Origin of the sequence: Variovorax sp. M-6, assembly GCF_052114385.1 — a bacterium.
Classification (GTDB): domain Bacteria; phylum Pseudomonadota; class Gammaproteobacteria; order Burkholderiales; family Burkholderiaceae_C; genus Variovorax.
The window spans coordinates 89,277-106,081 of record NZ_JBFREQ010000002.1 but is presented as its reverse complement, the minus strand read 5'-3'; the positions used below and the strand labels follow the sequence as shown (position 1 = coordinate 106,081).

The following is a 16,805-nucleotide window of genomic DNA, read 5'->3' as shown; positions in this document are numbered from 1 at the left end:
GGGTGGCGAGCGGCGCGGTGCAAGATCAAAATCCACACATGTCCGCATCCACCTCCCTCGTTCCCTCGGCCATCTACCCCTCGCTGGCCGGCCGCACCGTCTTCATCTCGGGCGGTGCCACCGGTATCGGCGAAGCCCTGGTGCGCGCCTTCCATGCGCAGGGCGCGCGGGTCGGCTTCTGCGATCTCGACGTGGCGGCCGGGCACGCGCTGGCGCAGCAACTGGGCGGCCACGACGAACCGCTGTTCCAGGAATGCGACGTCACCGACGTGGCCGCGCTCGGCGCGACCATCGCCGCGGTGCGCTCGCGCTTCGGCCCGATCCAGGTGCTGCTCAACAACGCCGCCAACGACCGCCGCCACCAGATGGCAGAGGTCACGAGCGAGGACTTCGACCGCCTCGTGGCGGTCAACTTCAAGCACCAGTTCTTCGCCGCGCAGGCGGTGGCGGACGACATGCGCGCGCTGGGCGGCGGCTCCATCATCAACTTCGGCTCGATCAGTTGGATGATCAAGGGCGCCGGCTACCCGGTCTACCAGGCCTGCAAGTCGGCCGCGCGCGGGCTCACGCGGTCGCTGGCGCGCGATCTGGGCAAGGCCGGCATCCGGGTCAATTCGATCGTCCCGGGCTGGGTCATGACCGAGCGCCAGCTGCGGCTCTGGGTCAAGCCCGAATCGGCCGCCGAGATCGACGCCGCCCAATGCCTGCCCGGCCGCGTGATGGCCGAGGACATCGCCAGCATGGCGCTGTTCCTCGCCGCCGACGATTCGAAGATGTGCACCGCCCAGGATTACGTGGTGGACGCCGGCTGGACCTGAAACGGCCCGGGCTGCGGCGCCACCGGCGCAGCAGCCGCATCCGCATCCGCCACCGTGCCGCAGGCATGGCAGAACTTGGCGAAGGCGCTCTTGCGCGCGTCGCAGGCGCGGCAATGGTCGAACAGGCCGATGCCGCAGTGCGGGCAGAAGTCGATCTCGTTGTTCTTGAGGTCCACCGGGCGCTCGCAGCCCGGGCAGACGCTCTTGGCCAGCCGCGCCAGCGCCGTGTCGTAGCTCAGTTCGTTGCGGCGCACCGTCTCGGGCTGCGCCTCGGCCAGCTTCTGGCGCGCCAGGTAGCGATTGAGCGCCAGGATGGCGTAGCGCCCGACCAGCACCGTGATCACGATCCCCACTGCATAGCGAACGTAGCCGCCGTAGCTCGGCAGGTAGGGCACCAGTTCGACGAAGAAGGCGAACAACGCGAAGTAGATGAAGCCCCAGACGAAGGGCCACCAGGTGCTCTTGCGTTTCTTCGCGAACAGCCAGCCGGCGATCACCAGCAGCGGCAGCGTGAGCGCCAGCCGGTACAGGAACACCCGCAGCTCGACCTTGCGGTTCTCGGCATCGAGCCGCTTCCGCGCCGCCTCCTCGAGCACCACCAGTTGCTGCCGCGCCCGCTGGCGCGACTGCCGGGCGTCGAGCGCGATCTGGCGCTGCGCGACGACATTGCGCTCGGCCTCGTCCTCCTTGGCTTTCAGTGCGTCGAGCGCCTTGGTGCGAGCGATCAGCTCGCTGTCCTGGTCGGGCTGGGCGGTGGCGTGGCGGGTGGCGAGCCAGTTGCCGAAGGTCTCGCGCGCGGCCCGGCTGGCCTGCTGGGCCGCGACCAGCTTGAGCTCGGCCTGTTCGCGGTCGCGCGCGGCCTGCTGTTCGTTGCGCTCGCCGTCGCGCACGGTGTTGCGCAGCGGGTCGGCCGCCGCGCGGTCGATGAAATCGTCGAGCTCGATCCGGTGTTCGACCCGAGGCAGGTCACCGACGATCGTGCTGCCGAGCCCGACCAGGAAGCTGGCGAACACAATCGCCACCACCCAAAGGCCGCGGCGAAACCACTTTTCGGACAGGCGCAGGGCTTTGCTCATCGCATTCCTCTTCTTGAGACGGTTTGTCGTTCTGGATCGAATGATTCTGGACGATGGCCGGCGTGGGGCCCCGGTTCACGGGAAACACGAACACCCCGGCCAGGATCACTGCCGCGACCATCAGGCCCATCTGCAGCGCCAGCCGCATGAGGTGCCGAGAGAGCGACACGCGCGCCCGGTACTCGCGCTCGTACGGACCGAAGTTGGTGGGCGTCCGGCTCACCACGGGTTCCCGCCTCCGAAAACCACAAACGTGACCAAATACAGATTCATGAAGGTCTCTCGTCCAGGAAATGAAAGTGGGCGGATGATGGTCCACCCCTTCGCCTCCTGAAGCGCTTTGATTCGGGGGTCGCGATACTCTGCGCCGCCGGTATCGCTACTTGATACCAAGCGGCATCCGGCGACCGGCCAGCAGATCCGCACGCGTGAAAGGCCGCTCGATGCCCGCCAGCCGGACGGCAATGACTTCAAGCGCGCCCTGGGTCGGTGCCGGCGTGCCGGGCCGCAGGAACAGCACCGGCGTGGCCAGGCTCAACAGCACCAGCGTCCAGCTCAGGCGTGGATGCGGCAGGCGGTGCTGCCACCAGAGAAAGGTCCCGCTGACCGCCACCCCGATCGCATAGCCCAACACCACTTCCGACAGCGAATGCGCATCGAGCGCCAGCCGGGTGGCGCCGATGAAGGCGGCGAACAGCCAGCCGAGCACCGCTGCGCCCACCCGGACCCGATGCTCCCAGCGCGAGGCCACCAACCAGCAGGCCACCGGCCAGACGCTCGCCGCGATCGCGGTGTGGCCGCTGAAGCCGGTGAAATCGAGCGAGACGCTGCCGATGCCCCAGCCGAGGAAGGCAATCTTCGAAACCGCAATCAGGGCGCCGCCGAGGCCGAACAGCAGCACCCACAGCACCGCCAGGGGCCGGGTACCGCTGCGAATGCCGAGCCACACCGCGATCCAGAGCGCGGCGGGCAGCAGGAAACCGCTGTCACCGAACCAGGTGATCGCATGCAGGATTTGACCGAGGTCGGGCATTGGGCGGGCGTCAGCTGCCGAGCAGCACGCTCACGCGCCGCCGCAGGCTTTCGGGCTGCACCTCCACGCGGGGCACCGCGCTGCCGACATGAAGCCCCACGCGGCTGAAGAGGCCGCGCCGGAACGGCCGTACCATCGCGACGTTCTGGCCGGCGCGCGTCTCGATCCGGCTGAAGTACGAGCCCCACAGATTGGTCAGCGCCATCGGGATCACCGGCGGGTCGATGCCATCGGCGCGGGCGGCGTCGAGGATCTTCATCACGCCGCCCTTGAACGGTTGCAGGCTGCCGTCGCGCGTGATCGCGCCCTCGGGAAAGATGGCGAGCAGGTCGCCCTCGCGCAGCACCTGCACGGCCTCCGCGAAGGCCTTCTCATAGGCCGCCGGGTCTTCCTTCTGGGGCGCGATCGGGATCGCCTTGGCCAACCGGAACAGCCAGCCGAGCACCGGCACGCTGAAGATGCGGTGGTCCATGATGAAGCGGATCGGGCGCGGGCTCGCGGCCATGAGCAGCACCGCGTCGATGAAGCTCACGTGGTTGCAGACCAGCACCGCGGGCCCGTCGGCCGGGATGTGCTCCTGGCCCCGGATGTCGAAACGGTAGACGAAGTGCGACAGCACCCAGGCCACGAAGCGCAGCAGGTATTCGGGAACCAGCATGAAGATGTAGAAAGCGACCACCGCGTTGGCGATGCCGGTGAAAAGGAAGATCTGAGGAATCGTGAAGCCAGCCTTCAGCAGCGCGCCGGCGATGACCGAGCTGGCGATCATGAAGAGCGCATTCAGGATGTTGTTGGCCGCGATGATACGGGCCCGGTGCGTGGGCTGGCTGCGCATCTGGATCAGCGCGTACATCGGCACGCTGTAGAGCCCCGCGAACAGCGACAGCAGTCCCAGGTCGGCCATCACGCGCCAGTGGGCCGGCTGGGCCGTGAACGCGCCCAGCCCCATCTGCGCCACGGGCGGCAGCGCCCGCGACGCGAAGTAGAGGTCGATCGCGAACACGCTCATGCCGATGGCGCCCAGCGGCACCAGGCCGATCTCCACCTGGCGCCGGCTCAGCGTCTCGCACAAGAGCGAGCCGATGCCGATGCCGACCGAGAACACCACCAGCAGCAGCGAGGCCACCTGCTCGTCGCCGTGCAGCACCTCCTTGGCGAAACTCGGAAACTGGGCCAGGAAGACCGCGCCGAAGAACCACATCCACGAGATGCCCAGCAGCGAGCGGAAGACGACCACGTTGCTGTGAGCCAGCTTCAGGTTGCGCCAGGTTTCGCTGACCGGATTCCAGTTGATCGAAAGGCCGGGGTCGGTGGCCGGCGCCGGCGGGATCGCCTGCGCCACCGCCCGTCCGCCCAGCGCCAGCAGCAGGCAGGCCACGGCCACCGTCACATGGCCGACCTGCGGCAGGGCGACCAGCAGGCCGCCCGCGACCTGCCCGAGCAGGATCGCGACGAAGGTGCCCATCTCGACCATGCCGTTGCCCCCGGTGAGCTCGCGCGGCGCGAGCACCTGCGGCAGATAGGCGAACTTGACCGGACCGAACAGGGTCGAGTGCAGCCCCATCAGGAACACGCAGCCGAGCAGCACCACGGCGTCCGCCCGCAGGAAGCCCCAGGCGGCGATTCCCATGATCGCGATCTCGAGGTTCTTGACGAAGCGGATCATCTTCGTCTTGTCGTATTTGTCGGTGAGCTGCCCTGCGGTGGCGGAGAACAGCAGGAAGGGCAGGATGAACAGGGCGCCGATCGCCAGTCCCGCCATGGCCGGCGGCATCCAGCCCAGCTGCAGCTGGTAGGTCACCATCACCGTGAAGGCGAACTTGAACAGGTTGTCGTTGGCGGCGCCCGCGAACTGGGTCCAGAAGAAGGGCGCGAAGCGCCGCTGCCGCAACAAGGCAAACTGGTTGGCGTGGGCGGGCCCTTCGGGCAGACGGGCGGGCGAGACTTCGGCAGGGGTGGTCATTCGAATGGGCGCAGCGGCCTGTTCCTCACGCCGTCAGGGGGGCGGCCCCGGAATTGTGCCGCAGGGTCTGCCGCCCCATCGCCTGCAGCGCATGCAGCACGGGAAGCGCCGCCAGGGCCGCCGTCAGGTGCTTGAGGCTGTGGCCCGACACCAGTTGCTGCGTCGCTTCGAGGATCGCAGGGTCGGCCAGCTCGAACAGCTTGGCGAGCGCATAGAAGAAGACCACCCGGCCGAGCCGGAGGCCGATGGCGCCGGGCACCGGCCGTGCCAGCGCCAGCGCGAGGACCAGCGCCAGGCCACCGAACTGCACCAGTGCCCAGGGCAGCGCATTGCCGCTGCGATGGCAGATCGCCGCCGCCAGCAGCCCGCCGGCGAGCGCGACCCAGGCGGCCGGCCAGCCGGCGCGTGCGCTGACCCGCTCGCACACCGCGACACCGACCAGGCCCGCGAAAGCCACCGCCATGCCGGCGCGATCCGCCGCCAGCCGCGTGGGATCGGGCTGCAGGTGATAGAAGGCCGAGCCGAGTGCGGTGAGGATCAGGCCGGCGAAGAACATCCARGCGCAATCGAGTGCATCGAACGGCAGCGGCTCGGCATCCTGCTGCGCGTCGTGGGCGCGGCCGAGCCAGTGCAGCCAGCGCAGGCCCCAGATGCCAACCACCGCGAAAGGCAGGTTGCTCAGTACGTCCATCGCATTCGGCAGCGCACCCCAGGGCCGGCCGTCGGCGAAGGGCGCGCTGCCCAGCGCCGGGGTCGGCACCGCGGGACCGAAGACCGCAGCGACCGAGAGTAGCGCGGCGAGCGCCAGCAGGGCACGCTCGCGATGGGAGAGGGACGACGGCAGGGACATGGCAGACTCCGATGGGTGGCTCGACGAGGCGGAATCTAGGTTGTCGACCCCGCGCCGGGCATCGAGAATCGATACGGAGCACTTTTTCACCACTTCGGGTATCAATCCGCAATACTCCCTCAGACATGAGCACCACCGTCGATCTGGTCAATGCACTCAAGAGCGAACTCAAGACCGCCCGCATGACCTATGCCGACCTGGCCAGATCTCTGGACATGGCGGAATCCAGCGTGAAACGGATGCTGGCCAAGGGCGACATGCCGCTGACCCGGGTCGACGCGATCTGCCGGGCGCTCAAGATCGACTTCGCCGAGCTGGCGCGCCGGGTGGCGGACGCTCAGCCCCTGCTCAAGGAACTCACCCTCGAGCAGGAGAAGGCGGTGGTCAAGGACAAGAAGCTCCTGCTGCTGRCAATCTGCGTGCTGAGCCAGTGGACGCTGGAGCAGATCGTCGCCGCCYACCGGATCAGCGAGGCCGAGTGCATCGGCTACCTGGTCCAGCTCGACCGGATCGGCATCATCGAACTGCGGCCGCTGAACCGCTACCGGCTCAAGCTCGCCAAGACCTTCCGCTGGCGTCCGCACGGGCCGGTGATGGACTTCTTCCGCGAGAACGTGGTGCTCGACTACTACCGCGGCGGTTTCGACGGCCCCGCCGAGGGCCTGCTGCTGGTGCATGGATCGATCAGCAAGTCCCTGGCGCCGGCCTTCCTCGACCGGCTGCAGCGGGTCGCACAGGACTTCGCCCAACARCACCAGACGGATCAGAAGCTGTCGCCCAAGGAGCGCGAGGGCTACACGCTGCTGCTGGGCATGCGCAACTGGGAATTCGAACTGTTCACGCGCCTGCGCCGGGCCTGAAAAACACGGAAACCGGTTTCTTCGATAAAATCCGGCAGGCAGAAAAGCGGACGCACGCGTCCCACCGATGGCGCAAACTCCCATGAACGCTCAGGTGAATCGCAATGCGATTCGACCACTGCCTATTTTTTGATCAATCGCCGACTGGAGAGTCACCACGCCAAGTGGTGCACCGAGGGAGCAAACCCGCTGCCGGGCGCAGCGGGTGAATCTCTCAGGTCACAGAGACAGGGGGAGCGGCAGTCTGAACCCCGGGTCTTGCCGCTTTCACAGGAAGCGCTAACGCTCGCCGTTCATGCAATCCCAAAAGGATTCGGACATGCGCGTAGTTGTACTCGGCGCCGGCTTGCTCGGCGTGACCTCGGCCTATTACCTTCAGCAGCTCGGTCATGAAGTGACCGTGGTCGATCGGCACGCCACGCCCGCGGCCAAGGCGCGCGGCCTGGCGGCGCCTGCGGACGCGAACCCACCGGCCACGCGGCCCGGACCCGCAGCGCCCCGGGGCGCCCAACGCTGGGCCAGGATGTGCAAGGGCATGCGCCGCCGGCTCACGCGCCTGCTCGACGAGGCCATGGGCACGCCGTCGAAACGCGATCCTCTCGACCATCTCGTGCGCCTGGCCGCCTACAGCCGCAAGAGCGCTCGGGCGCTGCGCGACGAAGCCGGCATGCCGCAGGGGCCGCGGACGGCCGGCCTCCTGAACCTCTTTACCGACCCCGCGGCCTTTCATGTGCGGACGGCCAGTGCGGCCCATTGGTCGAGGCTCGGTTGCGAGGAACGTCTGCTGTCGGCCGACGAAGCCATCGGCATCGAACCGGCGCTGCAGGCGATCCGCGGCAAGCTGGCCGGGGCGACCTACGCGCTCGAGGATCCGGTGCGCGATCCGACGCAGTTCGCGGCCAGCCTGGTGTTCCTCTGCCGAGCGGCGGGGGTGCGCTTCATGACCCGGCACACGGTGGTCTCGCTCGAGGAGCGCGACGGCCGCGTCGACCACGTCGAACTGCTCGATGCCGCCGGCCAGCCCGCCACGCTGCGCGCCCAGGCCTACGTGCTGGCGCTGGGGGCCTCGAGCGTGCCGCATGCCGAAGACCTGGGCATCGATATGCCGCTGCGCTTCGTGCGCGAGTACATCGTCACCATGCCGATCCTGCAGCCGGCGAAGGCACCGCGCATCGCGCTGCGCGACCGGCAGGGCAAGCTGCGCATCACGCGCATCGAAACGGCGGCCGGCGAGCAGCTGCGGGTCCAGGCCGTCGTGCGGGCCGGGCTCGACGAGGAGGCCGAGCCCGACTCGGACCGCTTCCAGGCGATCGTGCGCCGCACCGAAATGCTGCTGCCCGGCGTCGCCGACGCCGCGCAGGCCCGCTTCGAAACCGCCATGCATGCGGTCAGCCCGAACCGGCTGCCGATGATCGGCAAGACCCGCCTGCCCAACCTGTTCCTGAATACCGCGCCCGGCACCCGAACCTGGATCCATGCCTGCGGCGCGGGCAAGTCGATCGCGCGCATCGTCAGCGGCCTGCGGCCCGAGCTCGACTTCGCCTTCAGGCGCCCCTAGCGCGTTTCTGCCGTGCGCCGCTACAATCCGCGCACTGCAGGAGAGCGGGCCCACGGGCCCCACCGAAGGCGCAAACTCCCATAAACGCTCAGGTCGGCTCACTCGATGAGCCTGTACTGCAGTTCACTGTCAAAGCCGTCTGGAGAGCCATCACGCCGCTTGAATGTGCGCGTGGTGCACCGAAGGAGCAAACCCGTTGCGGGCGCAGCGGGTGAATCTCTCAGGTACCGAGGACAGGGGGAGCGGCAACTTGGACTCTCGGTCCGGTTGCTCTCGTTGTCGACAGCATTCCGTCTCCGTTGCGTTCAAGCGCTGCAACCTTCAAGGGTTCTCGATATGCGCGTGATCGTTCTTGGCGCCGGCCTGCTCGGCGTGACTTCGGCTTACTACCTCCAGCAACTCGGCCACGAAGTGACCGTGATCGACCGCCAGGCCACGCCGGCGGCGGAAACCAGCTTCGCCAACGGCGGCCAGATCTCGGTCAGCCATGCCGAGCCCTGGGCCAATCCGGGTGCACCGCTCAAGGTGCTGCAATGGCTCGGCAAGGAAGATGCGCCCTTGCTGTTCCGCATCCGCGCCGACATGCGCCAGTGGCTCTGGGGCCTGCAGTTCCTGCGCGAATGCACGCCGGCGCGTACCCGCCACAACATCGAGCAGATCGTGCGCCTTGGCACCTACAGCCGCGACACCCTGCAGCAGCTGCGGCGCGACACCGGCCTGGACTACGACCAGCGCACCCAGGGCATCCTGCATTTCTACACGACGCAGAAGGAGTTCGACGCGGCGCTGAAGCCGGCCGAGCAGATGCGCGCGCTCGGCTGCGACCGGAGGGTGATCTCGGCCGACGAGGCGGTGAAGCTCGAGCCTGCGCTCTCCCACATCCGCCCGCAACTCGCCGGCGCCACCTACACCGCGGAGGACGAATCGGGCGACGCCAACCGCTTCGCGCGAGAGCTGGTCAAGCTGGCCGAGGCAGCCGGCGTGCGCTTCCTCATGAGCCACACCGTGACCGCGCTGCGCGAAGCCGGCGGCAGCATCGACCACGTCGAGGCGACCGACAACGAGGGCCGCTTCCAGCGCATCCGCGGCGACGCCTTCGTGCTGGCGATGGGCTCGCTGAGCCCGCTCTACGCGGCACCGCTCGGGATCCGGCTGCCGATCTACCCGGCCAAGGGCTATTCGGTCACGATGCCGGTCAAGGACGCCTCGAAGGCGCACCAGGTCTCGTTGACCGACGACGAGTTCAAGCTGGTGTTCTCGCGCTACACCTCGGCCACCGGCGACCGGCTGCGCATCGCCGGCACGGCCGAGCTCAACGGCTACGACCGCGACCTGAACCGGGTGCGCTGCGAGGCCATCGTGCGGCGCGTGGAGCAGTTGTTCCCGGGCGCCGGCAACGCGGCCGAGGCCCAGTTCTGGACCGGGCTGCGCCCGGCGACACCAAGCAACGTGCCGCTGATCGGGGCGACGAAGCTGCCGAACCTGTTCCTCAACACGGGCCACGGCACCCTCGGCTGGACCCACGCCTGCGGCTCGGGCAAGTCGATCGCGCGCATCGTGAGCGGACTCGCGCCCGAGGTCGACTTCGCCTTCACCGGGCGGCGCGCCGGCCTTCAGTCATCGTTGGTGAAGACCGTCAGCACGCCGGTGTAGCCGTACAGGTGGTTGCGGGCGATCTCGCCGGCGGCGAAGAAGCCGACCAGCGGGACATCGCCCAGCGCATGCCGCACGATCTGCAGCTCGGCGCCGGGGGCGCCGAAATGCGGTCCGCCGCGGCCCGAGCAGCTCACGTAGATGGCGCCCGCGATGCGGCGTGCCGGATGCGGCGCGGCCTCAGCCTCGCCGGCCGCGACCGCGCGGGCGGTTGCCAGCGTCTGCTCCTGCGGCTCGAGCTCCTCGCGGATCTCGGCGCAGACGCGCATCAGGTCGGCGCGCGCCGCCTGCGCGTTGCGGCGGCAGAAGCTCATGCGCATGCCGGCTTCGGCGACATCGGCAATCGCCACGCCGCGACGCGTCGGATCGAGCCCGATGATGTGGCGCACCCGCACGTCGGAGCCCAGGTCGCCGGTGCGCCGGATGCCGTCGCTGCCGGCCTCGGCCAGGCCGACCAGGGTGGCGCGCACGGCATCGATCGCCTGCTCGGGCGCCTCGAGCGACACCCGCAGATCGGCCAGCAGCACATCGAGGGCGGGCTCGCCGTCGAGCTCCAGCAGCAGGTTGCCGTCGGCCTTGGTGATCTCGCGTTCGCGCGAAACCGGCTGGCAGCCCTGGGTCACGCGGGAGACCAGCCGCACGCCCTCGCCGAACACCACGCCCGAGAGGCCGCCCGAGAACACGCCGCCGACCGCCCCGTGGCCGCGGATGTTGCCGTTGCCGCCGATCGCGAACTGCAGCGAGCCGACGCGGCCGGACGAGAGGCCGCCGAACAGGTAGCCGGTGTCGGTGCGCTCCGCCATCTCGGCGATCAGCTCGCTCAGTTCGGGCGTGCGCGGGTCGGCGTGCACCAGCGCGGTGTGGGCCGCGAAGCCACTCGTTTCCGAGCTGGCGAGCGGCGCCACGCCCGAGAACACGCGGTATTGGTCGCTCGGCAGCTCGCACAGCATCACGCTGAGGGCCGGTTCGTCGAAATACTCTGCGTTGTTGGCCGCCACGCCGACCCCCACGGTGCCGGTCCAGTCGGTGATTTCGGGCAGTTCGGCGCCCAGGTGATCGAGGATCTCCTGCGCGTCTTCCCCGTAGTGGTCGGTGATGTAGAGCAGGCCCAGGGTCGGGGAGCGCGCATAGTCGGGCAGCGCCATCTGCGCTCGCAATTGGGCCAGCACCAGGCCGGCGGCCATGCGCCATTGCGGGTGGGTGGCATGCCCGGAAGGAAATAGCTTCATGGGCTCGGCTTTCTTGTGTCTCTCAAAGGCGGGGAATCGGCGTCAGCGCGCACGCTTGCGCGCCGGCGCCGGGCGTTTGGCAGCCGCAGCGCCGCCGCGGGTCGCCGACGGCGCCTTCTTTCGAGCGGCCGCCGGCTTGGCGGCGCTCTTGGCCGGTGTCGAGCGCGCGCCCGAACCGACCGCGTCGGCCAGCGGCTGCGCCATGGCCGGCACCTTGAGCTGCGAGGCGTCCTGCAGGGCCGAGCTGGCGATCTGCTGGAACTGCTGCGTGAGGGCACCCCACCATTGCAGTGGATCGACGACGCCTGCCCCATCCGTCGCGGCTGCGGCGGCGGCCTTGGCACGCGCGGGTGCCGAGGCCTCTTCTTCGACTTCCGGCGCCGCCTCGGGTGCCGGTTCGGGTGCGGCGGCCGGAGCCTCGGCCCGGAACGCGGGTGCCGGCGCCGGCGCTGCCTGCCGCGTGAAGGCGCTGGCGAGGTCTTCCATGCGCACGTTCATGCCGCGCAAGGTCGAGAGCGTCATCTTCTGCACCTCGAGCGCCTGGATCGTCGCCTTGAGCGCATGGCCATTCTGCTCGAGCCAGTACTGGACGGTCTTGAGCTCCTGGATGCGCTTGTCGACCTCCTCGACGCTCAGCGTCGGCGCCACCCAGTTCGACAGGCTCGGCAGCCCGGGCACGGCGCTGGGCGATGTGCTCCCGCCAGCCAGGTTCTTCAGGAAGTCGAATCCCGGAACGAACTGACTGAAGGCGAAAGGCTTGCTGGCGTCGCTCATGAGGGTGCTCCGGAAGTGTGGTTCTTGTCCGGGCAGCTTACTCCAAGCGTTCGCATTTTTGGGCTTGCCGGTGGCATCCGGGGCTCGCCATTGCGGCCCGGCTTGTGGACAATGACGACCAGACACAGAAAGTCACATGTCCATCTTCCATCTCGCCTTCCACGTGCGCGACCTCGACGAAGCCAGGCGCTTCTATGGCGACGTGCTCGGCTGCGCCGAAGGCCGCAGCACCGACACCTGGGTCGACTTCGACTTCTTCGGCCACCAGATCTCGCTGCACCTCGGCGAGCCCTTCGCCACCTCGCGCACCGGCCGCGTGGGGGACGTGATGGTGCCGATGCCGCACTTCGGCATCGTGCTCGAACTGCCCGCCTGGCGCGAACTCGCTGCACGCCTGGAGGCGGCCGGGGTCGACTTCGTGCTGAAGCCGCAAGTGCGTTTCGAGGGCCAGCCCGGCGAGCAATGGACGATGTTCTTCTGCGACCCCTTCGGCAATCCGATCGAGGCCAAGGGCTTCAGGTCGCTCGACACCGTCTACGACGCATGAGCTTGTCGGCAGCGCCACCCCAGCCCTCGACGCGCCTCCTGCGCTTCGGCGCGGCGGTGGCCGCGCTGCTGCTCGCCGGCGGCACGGCGCACGCGGTGCAGGACTGCGAGCTCAATGGCCAGGCGGTGAATCCGGCCCATGGCGGCAGCACCGCGGGCAAGACCGGCCTGATGCGCTGCAAGGACCGCGACAGCGGCCAGCTGGTGCGCGAGCAGCAGATCCAGAGCGGCACCTTCATGGGGCTGGTGCGCTTCTACGAGGACGGCAAGCTCACGAAGGAGCACAGCGTGAACGCGCGCGGCAACATGGAAGGCCGGGCCCGCGAGTTCTCGCCCACCGGCCAGGTGCTGCGCGATGCGACCTACGAGGACGGCCGCGAGATGGGCCTGGTGCGCACCTTCTATCCGACCGGGTCGCTGCGCCGCGTGACCTTCTTCGCCGATGTCGCGGGCGAGCGCGCTTCGGTCGAGTTCACCGAGCGCGGCCAACTCTCGGCCCTGCGCTGCGGCGACAAGCCGGTGCTGGCGCCGGTGGCCGACGACGCGAGGCTGTGCGGCTTCGGCGGCGGCGCGTCGAAGGTCGAATTGTTCGACGCCAAGGGAACGCTGCGGTCGCGGCTGTCCTATGTGGCCGGCAAGCGGGTGCGCAGCGAGGAGCTCTACGACAACGGCAAGCCCGCCGCGCAGGACGAGGTGGTGGGTAACCAGCGCACCGAAAGGCGCTTCTCCTCCGAAGGAATCAAGCGCCGCGAAGTGATCTCGCTGATCGGCGAGCGCGGCGTGGTCAAGCAGCGCGACCAGGAGTTCTCCGAGAAGGGCACGCTGGTGCGCGAGCAGCGCTGGAACACCGCCGGGGAGCCGCTGAGCGACGCAAGCTACTACCAGAACGGCCAGCCGCGCAGCAAGTCCGTCTACGGTGTGGGCCGCAATGCGCGCCAGATCGAAATCACCGAATTCCACGACAACGGCCAGGTCGCGGCCGTCGGCCGCTATCTGGCCGGCGATCGCTTGAGCCAGACCCCGATCGGCCCCCACCAGCGCTTCAGCGACGCCGGCATCCTCATCGCCGAATCGGTCTACGACGACAAGGGCCGCATCACGCGCGAACGCGCCTGGGATGCCAACGGCAAGCTGGAGCGCGATGACGAGGTGTTCGAGGACGGCTCGCGCAAGACCTTCGCAAAGCCGTAGCCCGAAGCCGGGTCAGGCTTGCGCCCCCTGGGGGCTGCGGCCCACACGCAGCGGGGGGAACGTGAGGGCCAGCTCAGGCCGGGGCCGGGCCGCCCCAAGGCGGCCTGCGGCCCCCTCGGGGGGCAGCGACCCACACGCAGTGGGGGAGCGTGGGGGCCCGTCAATCCAGCTTGATGCCGGCGGCCTTGATGATCGGGCCCCAGCGCTGCGATTCGGCGCGCGACAGGGCCGCGAACTGCTGCGGCGTGCCGGGCATCGCCTCCATGCCGAAGTCGTTGAAGCGCTTCTGCACCGCCGGCGCGGTGAATGCCCGATTGAGGTCGCCGTTGAGCCTGGCGACGATCGCCGGCGGGATGCCGGCCGGCCCCACGACGCCCTGGAAGGCGAACACCTCGGAATTCGCGACGCCCACTTCCGCCAGCGTCGGCACTTCGGGCAACAGCTTCGAGCGGCTGCCGGAGCCAATGGCCAGCACCCGCACCTTCTTGCTCTGCATGATGGACAGGCCCGAGGCCAGGTCCAGGAACATGGCCGGCACCTGGCCTCCCATCACGTCGGCCATCGCCGGCGCCGCACCGCGGTACGGGATGTGGGTGATGAAGGTGCCGGTGCGGACCTTGAACATCTCCATCGCCAGATGATGCGGCGAGCCGTTGCCCGGCGAGGCGTAGTTGACCTTGCCCGGATTGGCCTTGACATAGGCCAGGAAGGCCTTGAAGTCCTGCGCCGGGAAGTCCGGGTGCACCACCAGCGCCAGCGGGAACTTGCCGATCGCGCCGATGTAGCTGAAGTCCTTTTCAGGATTGAACGGCAGCTTGCTGAACAGGTGCTCGTTGAAGGCCAGCAGCGCGTTGTCGGCCGACATGATGGTGTAGCCGTCGGGCTTGGCCTTGGCGACCAGCTCGGCGCCGATGTTGGTCGAGGCGCCGGGGCGGTTGTCGATCACGATCTGCTGGCCCAGCGTCTGCCGCATGGCCTCGGCCAGGGTGCGCGCGATCACGTCGGTGCCACCGCCGGCCGGGTACGGCACCACCCACTTGATCAGCTGGTCGGGATAGGCGCCCTGGGCGCGGGCCCACGGAGCGGCGGCTGCGGCCGCGGTGGCGGCGAGGGTGGTGAGCAGGGTTCTGCGATCCATCGAATAGGTCTCCTGGTTTCGTGTGTTCTGAAATGTAAGGGGTCCGACCGGCGCCGGGCCGCCCCAAGGCGGTCGGCGCCCTCTCGGGGGGCAGCGAGTCCACGCAGTGACGAGCGTGGGGGTCGTCAAACCGACAGCGACGGCACCGGCAAGCCGTCCAGCGCCTGCGCGAGCGCGGCCCGGCAGCGCGCTTCGTCGCCGACCTGCTCGAACAGCAGCAGCGCGAGCCGGGCGAGGAACAACGATTCTCGCTCGGCGCCGGCTTCGCTGATGGCACGGGCGCACTCGGCGTAGACACGGTCGCGGGCTTCGGGGGGCAGGGCTGTCATGCGGACTCCTTGGTGGGCAGCGCGGCGGCGCGCGCCAGGGCCCGCAGCAGCGCACCCGCGGGCGGACGGCGCCAGCGCGCGGCCACATGGCCGTCGGGGCGCAACAGATAGACGGCGCCCTGCAGCGCGCCGAGCGCCGCGAACACCTCGGGATCGGCCTCGCCCGGCGACAGTTCGCACAGCGCGACCGGCAGCGGCCCGGCCTGTGCCCGCGCCACTTCGGAAGCCAGCGAGGCGTCTCGCTCCTGCATGTTCAGCACCAGCACGGTGAAGGCCGGACCGAGGCGGTCCGTCAGATGCAGGCCCGCGGCCAGCGCCTGCTCGGGCATGACTTCGCCCGCCAGCGGACCGGCGCCCAGCGCCTCGCCTTCGCTCGACAGCATCGAGTCCTCGTAGCCCACGGCCTGCGTCTGGCGCGGGTTGATCAGGTTCGCGATGCCGCGGTGCGCACCCGAGAGCGACAACGCCGCCTCGCGCAGCAGGTCGAAGCCGCGCGAGGGCGGCGACATGAATTCGGTGCTGCGCATCGCGTTCTCGGCATTGATGTGGAAGGCCGCGATGCGCTCCTGCGAGTAGCTGTCGAGCAGCGATGCCTGCGAGACGCCGCGAGCCACCAGCGCCAGCTTCCAGGCCAGGTTGTCGGCATCGTCGAAGCCGGAATTGAGGCCGCGCACGCCGAAGATCGGCATCGCGTGCGCGGCATTGCCGGCGAACAGCACGCGGCCGTGGCGGTAGCTCTCGAGCGTCATCGCGCCGGCACGGTAGACCGAGGTCCACACCGTGTGCCAGGGCAGGTGGCCTTCGCCGATGGCATCGAGATGGCGTTGCACGAAGTCCCGCACCGCCGCGGGCTGCAGCGCTTCCTCGGTGCTCTGGCCCGCGCGCAGCTGGTAGTCGATGCGCCAGATGTCGTCGGGCTGGCGGTGCATCAGCACGGTCGAGCCGGGGTTCCAGGGCGGATCGAACCAGGCGCGGCGTTCGGTCGGATGCGTGCTGTGCAGCTCGATGTCGATGATCACGTACCGGCCTTCGTAGCCGGTGCCGACCAGCTCGAGGCCGAGCGACTTGCGCACCAGGCTCTGGCCGCCGTCGCAGGCGGCCAGCCACTGGCCGCGCAGCGAGTAGTCGCCGAGCGCGTTGCGGGCCGCGAGCACCAGGCCGTCCGCATCTTCCACGAAGCCGGTGAGCTCGGTGCCCCAGCGGATGTCGATCAGGCCGGGCGTGGACGCGTTGCGGCGGCCGATCTCGTCCAGCAGGTACTGCTCGATGTAGTACTGCTCGAGGTTGATCATCGGCGGCAGCTTCTGCCTCTCGTCGTGCGGCATCTCGAAGCGGAACACCTCGTCGGTCTTGTAGAAGCTGCGCCCGCCCGTCCAGGGCAGGCCCTTGGCCAGGAAGGCCGGCAGCGCGCCCAGGCGCTCGATGATCTCGAGGCTGCGGCGCGAGATGCAGGCCGCGCGGCTGCCGACGCAGACCGTGTCGTCGGCCTCCAGGATCACGCTGCGCACGCCGTGGTTCGCGAGCCCGAGCGCGAGCGACATGCCGACCGGCCCACCACCCGCGATCACGACCGGATGGCGGCCGGGCTCGGCGCCCTGCTCCAGCGCCGGCATCCGGGGCTCGAAGCGCGTGTAGTGGAAGGCGCCGACCGAGGGCGGCAACTCGGCGGCGACCGGCGGCAGCGGACCGCCGGCGGCGTCGCCGGCACGCGCAGCGGGGGGATTCACGGCGGCAGTGTTCATGAACGGGATTGTCCCGATGCACCTGCATCGTCGATGTCGTAACTT

At 69.2% G+C, this 16,805-nt stretch carries 15 protein-coding genes and 3 riboswitches; of the genes, 6 read left to right on the top strand and 9 right to left on the bottom strand.

The features are described from left to right. The first annotated feature begins 38 nt into the window (after nt 1–38). On the top strand, nt 39–818 hold the full coding sequence (locus AB4Z46_RS02945) for an SDR family NAD(P)-dependent oxidoreductase (protein ID WP_442281985.1): 780 nt from the start codon (nt 39–41) through the stop codon (nt 816–818). Here AB4Z46_RS02945 and AB4Z46_RS02940 read toward each other — a convergent pair. From AB4Z46_RS02940 to AB4Z46_RS02925, 4 genes are all read right to left on the bottom strand, one after another. Beyond that, on the bottom strand, nt 791–1,894 hold the full coding sequence (locus tag AB4Z46_RS02940; protein WP_442281984.1) for a serine endopeptidase: 1,104 nt from the start codon (nt 1,892–1,894) through the stop codon (nt 791–793). The two genes, AB4Z46_RS02945 and AB4Z46_RS02940, sit on opposite strands and share 28 nt — an antisense overlap. Nucleotides 1,895–2,273: 379 nt before the next feature. Next, nucleotides 2,274–2,927, bottom strand: a complete 654-nt coding sequence (locus AB4Z46_RS02935; RefSeq protein WP_442281983.1) for a phosphatase PAP2 family protein — start codon at nt 2,925–2,927, stop codon at nt 2,274–2,276. Between the two features lie 10 nt (nt 2,928–2,937). Then, entirely contained in the window at nt 2,938–4,890 is a 1,953-nt protein-coding gene (locus AB4Z46_RS02930) for an MFS transporter (protein WP_442281982.1), read from the bottom strand. 25 nt (nt 4,891–4,915) lie between these two features. After that, on the bottom strand, nt 4,916–5,740 hold the full coding sequence (locus AB4Z46_RS02925; protein WP_442281981.1) for a hypothetical protein: 825 nt from the start codon (nt 5,738–5,740) through the stop codon (nt 4,916–4,918). 125 nt (nt 5,741–5,865) lie between these two features. On the opposite strand from AB4Z46_RS02925, the gene AB4Z46_RS02920 reads away from it, so the two are divergent. The 3 genes from AB4Z46_RS02920 (at nt 5,866) to AB4Z46_RS02910 (ending at nt 9,811) form a co-directional block, all read left to right on the top strand. Beyond that, the gene (locus AB4Z46_RS02920; RefSeq protein ID WP_442281980.1) at nt 5,866–6,600 is read left to right on the top strand and encodes a helix-turn-helix domain-containing protein; all 735 of its coding nucleotides are present in this window, start codon (nt 5,866–5,868) and stop codon (nt 6,598–6,600) included. Nucleotides 6,601–6,734: 134 nt separating this feature from the next. Beyond that, a riboswitch (glycine riboswitch) is annotated at nt 6,735–6,841 on the top strand. A gap of 78 nt (nt 6,842–6,919) precedes the next feature. After that, nucleotides 6,920–8,158: an FAD-dependent oxidoreductase gene (locus tag AB4Z46_RS02915; protein ID WP_442281979.1), complete on the top strand. Its 1,239-nt coding sequence runs from the start codon at nt 6,920–6,922 to the stop codon at nt 8,156–8,158. 27 nt (nt 8,159–8,185) lie between these two features. Then, nucleotides 8,186–8,287: riboswitch (glycine riboswitch) on the top strand. Beyond that, a riboswitch (glycine riboswitch) is annotated at nt 8,288–8,405 on the top strand. An 89-nt stretch (nt 8,406–8,494) separates the two neighbouring features. Next, nucleotides 8,495–9,811: a D-amino acid dehydrogenase gene (locus AB4Z46_RS02910; RefSeq protein ID WP_442281978.1), complete on the top strand. Its 1,317-nt coding sequence runs from the start codon at nt 8,495–8,497 to the stop codon at nt 9,809–9,811. Here AB4Z46_RS02910 and AB4Z46_RS02905 read toward each other — a convergent pair. Both AB4Z46_RS02905 and AB4Z46_RS02900 read right to left on the bottom strand, forming a co-directional pair. Continuing rightward, the gene (locus AB4Z46_RS02905) at nt 9,772–11,040 is read right to left on the bottom strand and encodes an FIST signal transduction protein (RefSeq protein WP_442281977.1); all 1,269 of its coding nucleotides are present in this window, start codon (nt 11,038–11,040) and stop codon (nt 9,772–9,774) included. The two genes, AB4Z46_RS02910 and AB4Z46_RS02905, sit on opposite strands and share 40 nt — an antisense overlap. Nucleotides 11,041–11,082: 42 nt before the next feature. After that, nucleotides 11,083–11,814, bottom strand: coding sequence for a PhaM family polyhydroxyalkanoate granule multifunctional regulatory protein (locus tag AB4Z46_RS02900; protein WP_442281976.1), 732 nt, complete (start codon nt 11,812–11,814; stop codon nt 11,083–11,085). Nucleotides 11,815–11,950: 136 nt separating this feature from the next. Between AB4Z46_RS02900 and AB4Z46_RS02895 the strand changes: the two genes are divergently transcribed. Beyond that, entirely contained in the window at nt 11,951–12,361 is a 411-nt protein-coding gene (locus AB4Z46_RS02895; RefSeq protein ID WP_442281975.1) for a VOC family protein, read from the top strand. Next, complete coding sequence (locus tag AB4Z46_RS02890) at nt 12,358–13,551, top strand: hypothetical protein (RefSeq protein ID WP_442281974.1); 1,194 nt, start codon at nt 12,358–12,360, stop codon at nt 13,549–13,551. The genes AB4Z46_RS02895 and AB4Z46_RS02890 overlap by 4 nt, the downstream gene beginning before the upstream one ends. A 160-nt stretch (nt 13,552–13,711) precedes the next feature. Here the strand turns inward: AB4Z46_RS02890 and AB4Z46_RS02885 are convergent, their stop codons facing one another. From AB4Z46_RS02885 to AB4Z46_RS02875, 3 genes are all read right to left on the bottom strand, one after another. After that, nucleotides 13,712–14,689, bottom strand: coding sequence for a Bug family tripartite tricarboxylate transporter substrate binding protein (locus AB4Z46_RS02885; protein WP_442281973.1), 978 nt, complete (start codon nt 14,687–14,689; stop codon nt 13,712–13,714). A gap of 125 nt (nt 14,690–14,814) precedes the next feature. After that, the gene (locus tag AB4Z46_RS02880; protein ID WP_442281972.1) at nt 14,815–15,018 is read right to left on the bottom strand and encodes a hypothetical protein; all 204 of its coding nucleotides are present in this window, start codon (nt 15,016–15,018) and stop codon (nt 14,815–14,817) included. Next, nucleotides 15,015–16,760: an FAD-dependent monooxygenase gene (locus tag AB4Z46_RS02875; RefSeq protein WP_442281971.1), complete on the bottom strand. Its 1,746-nt coding sequence runs from the start codon at nt 16,758–16,760 to the stop codon at nt 15,015–15,017. Before AB4Z46_RS02875 ends, AB4Z46_RS02880 begins: the two co-directional genes overlap by 4 nt. Nucleotides 16,761–16,805 lie beyond the last annotated feature (45 nt).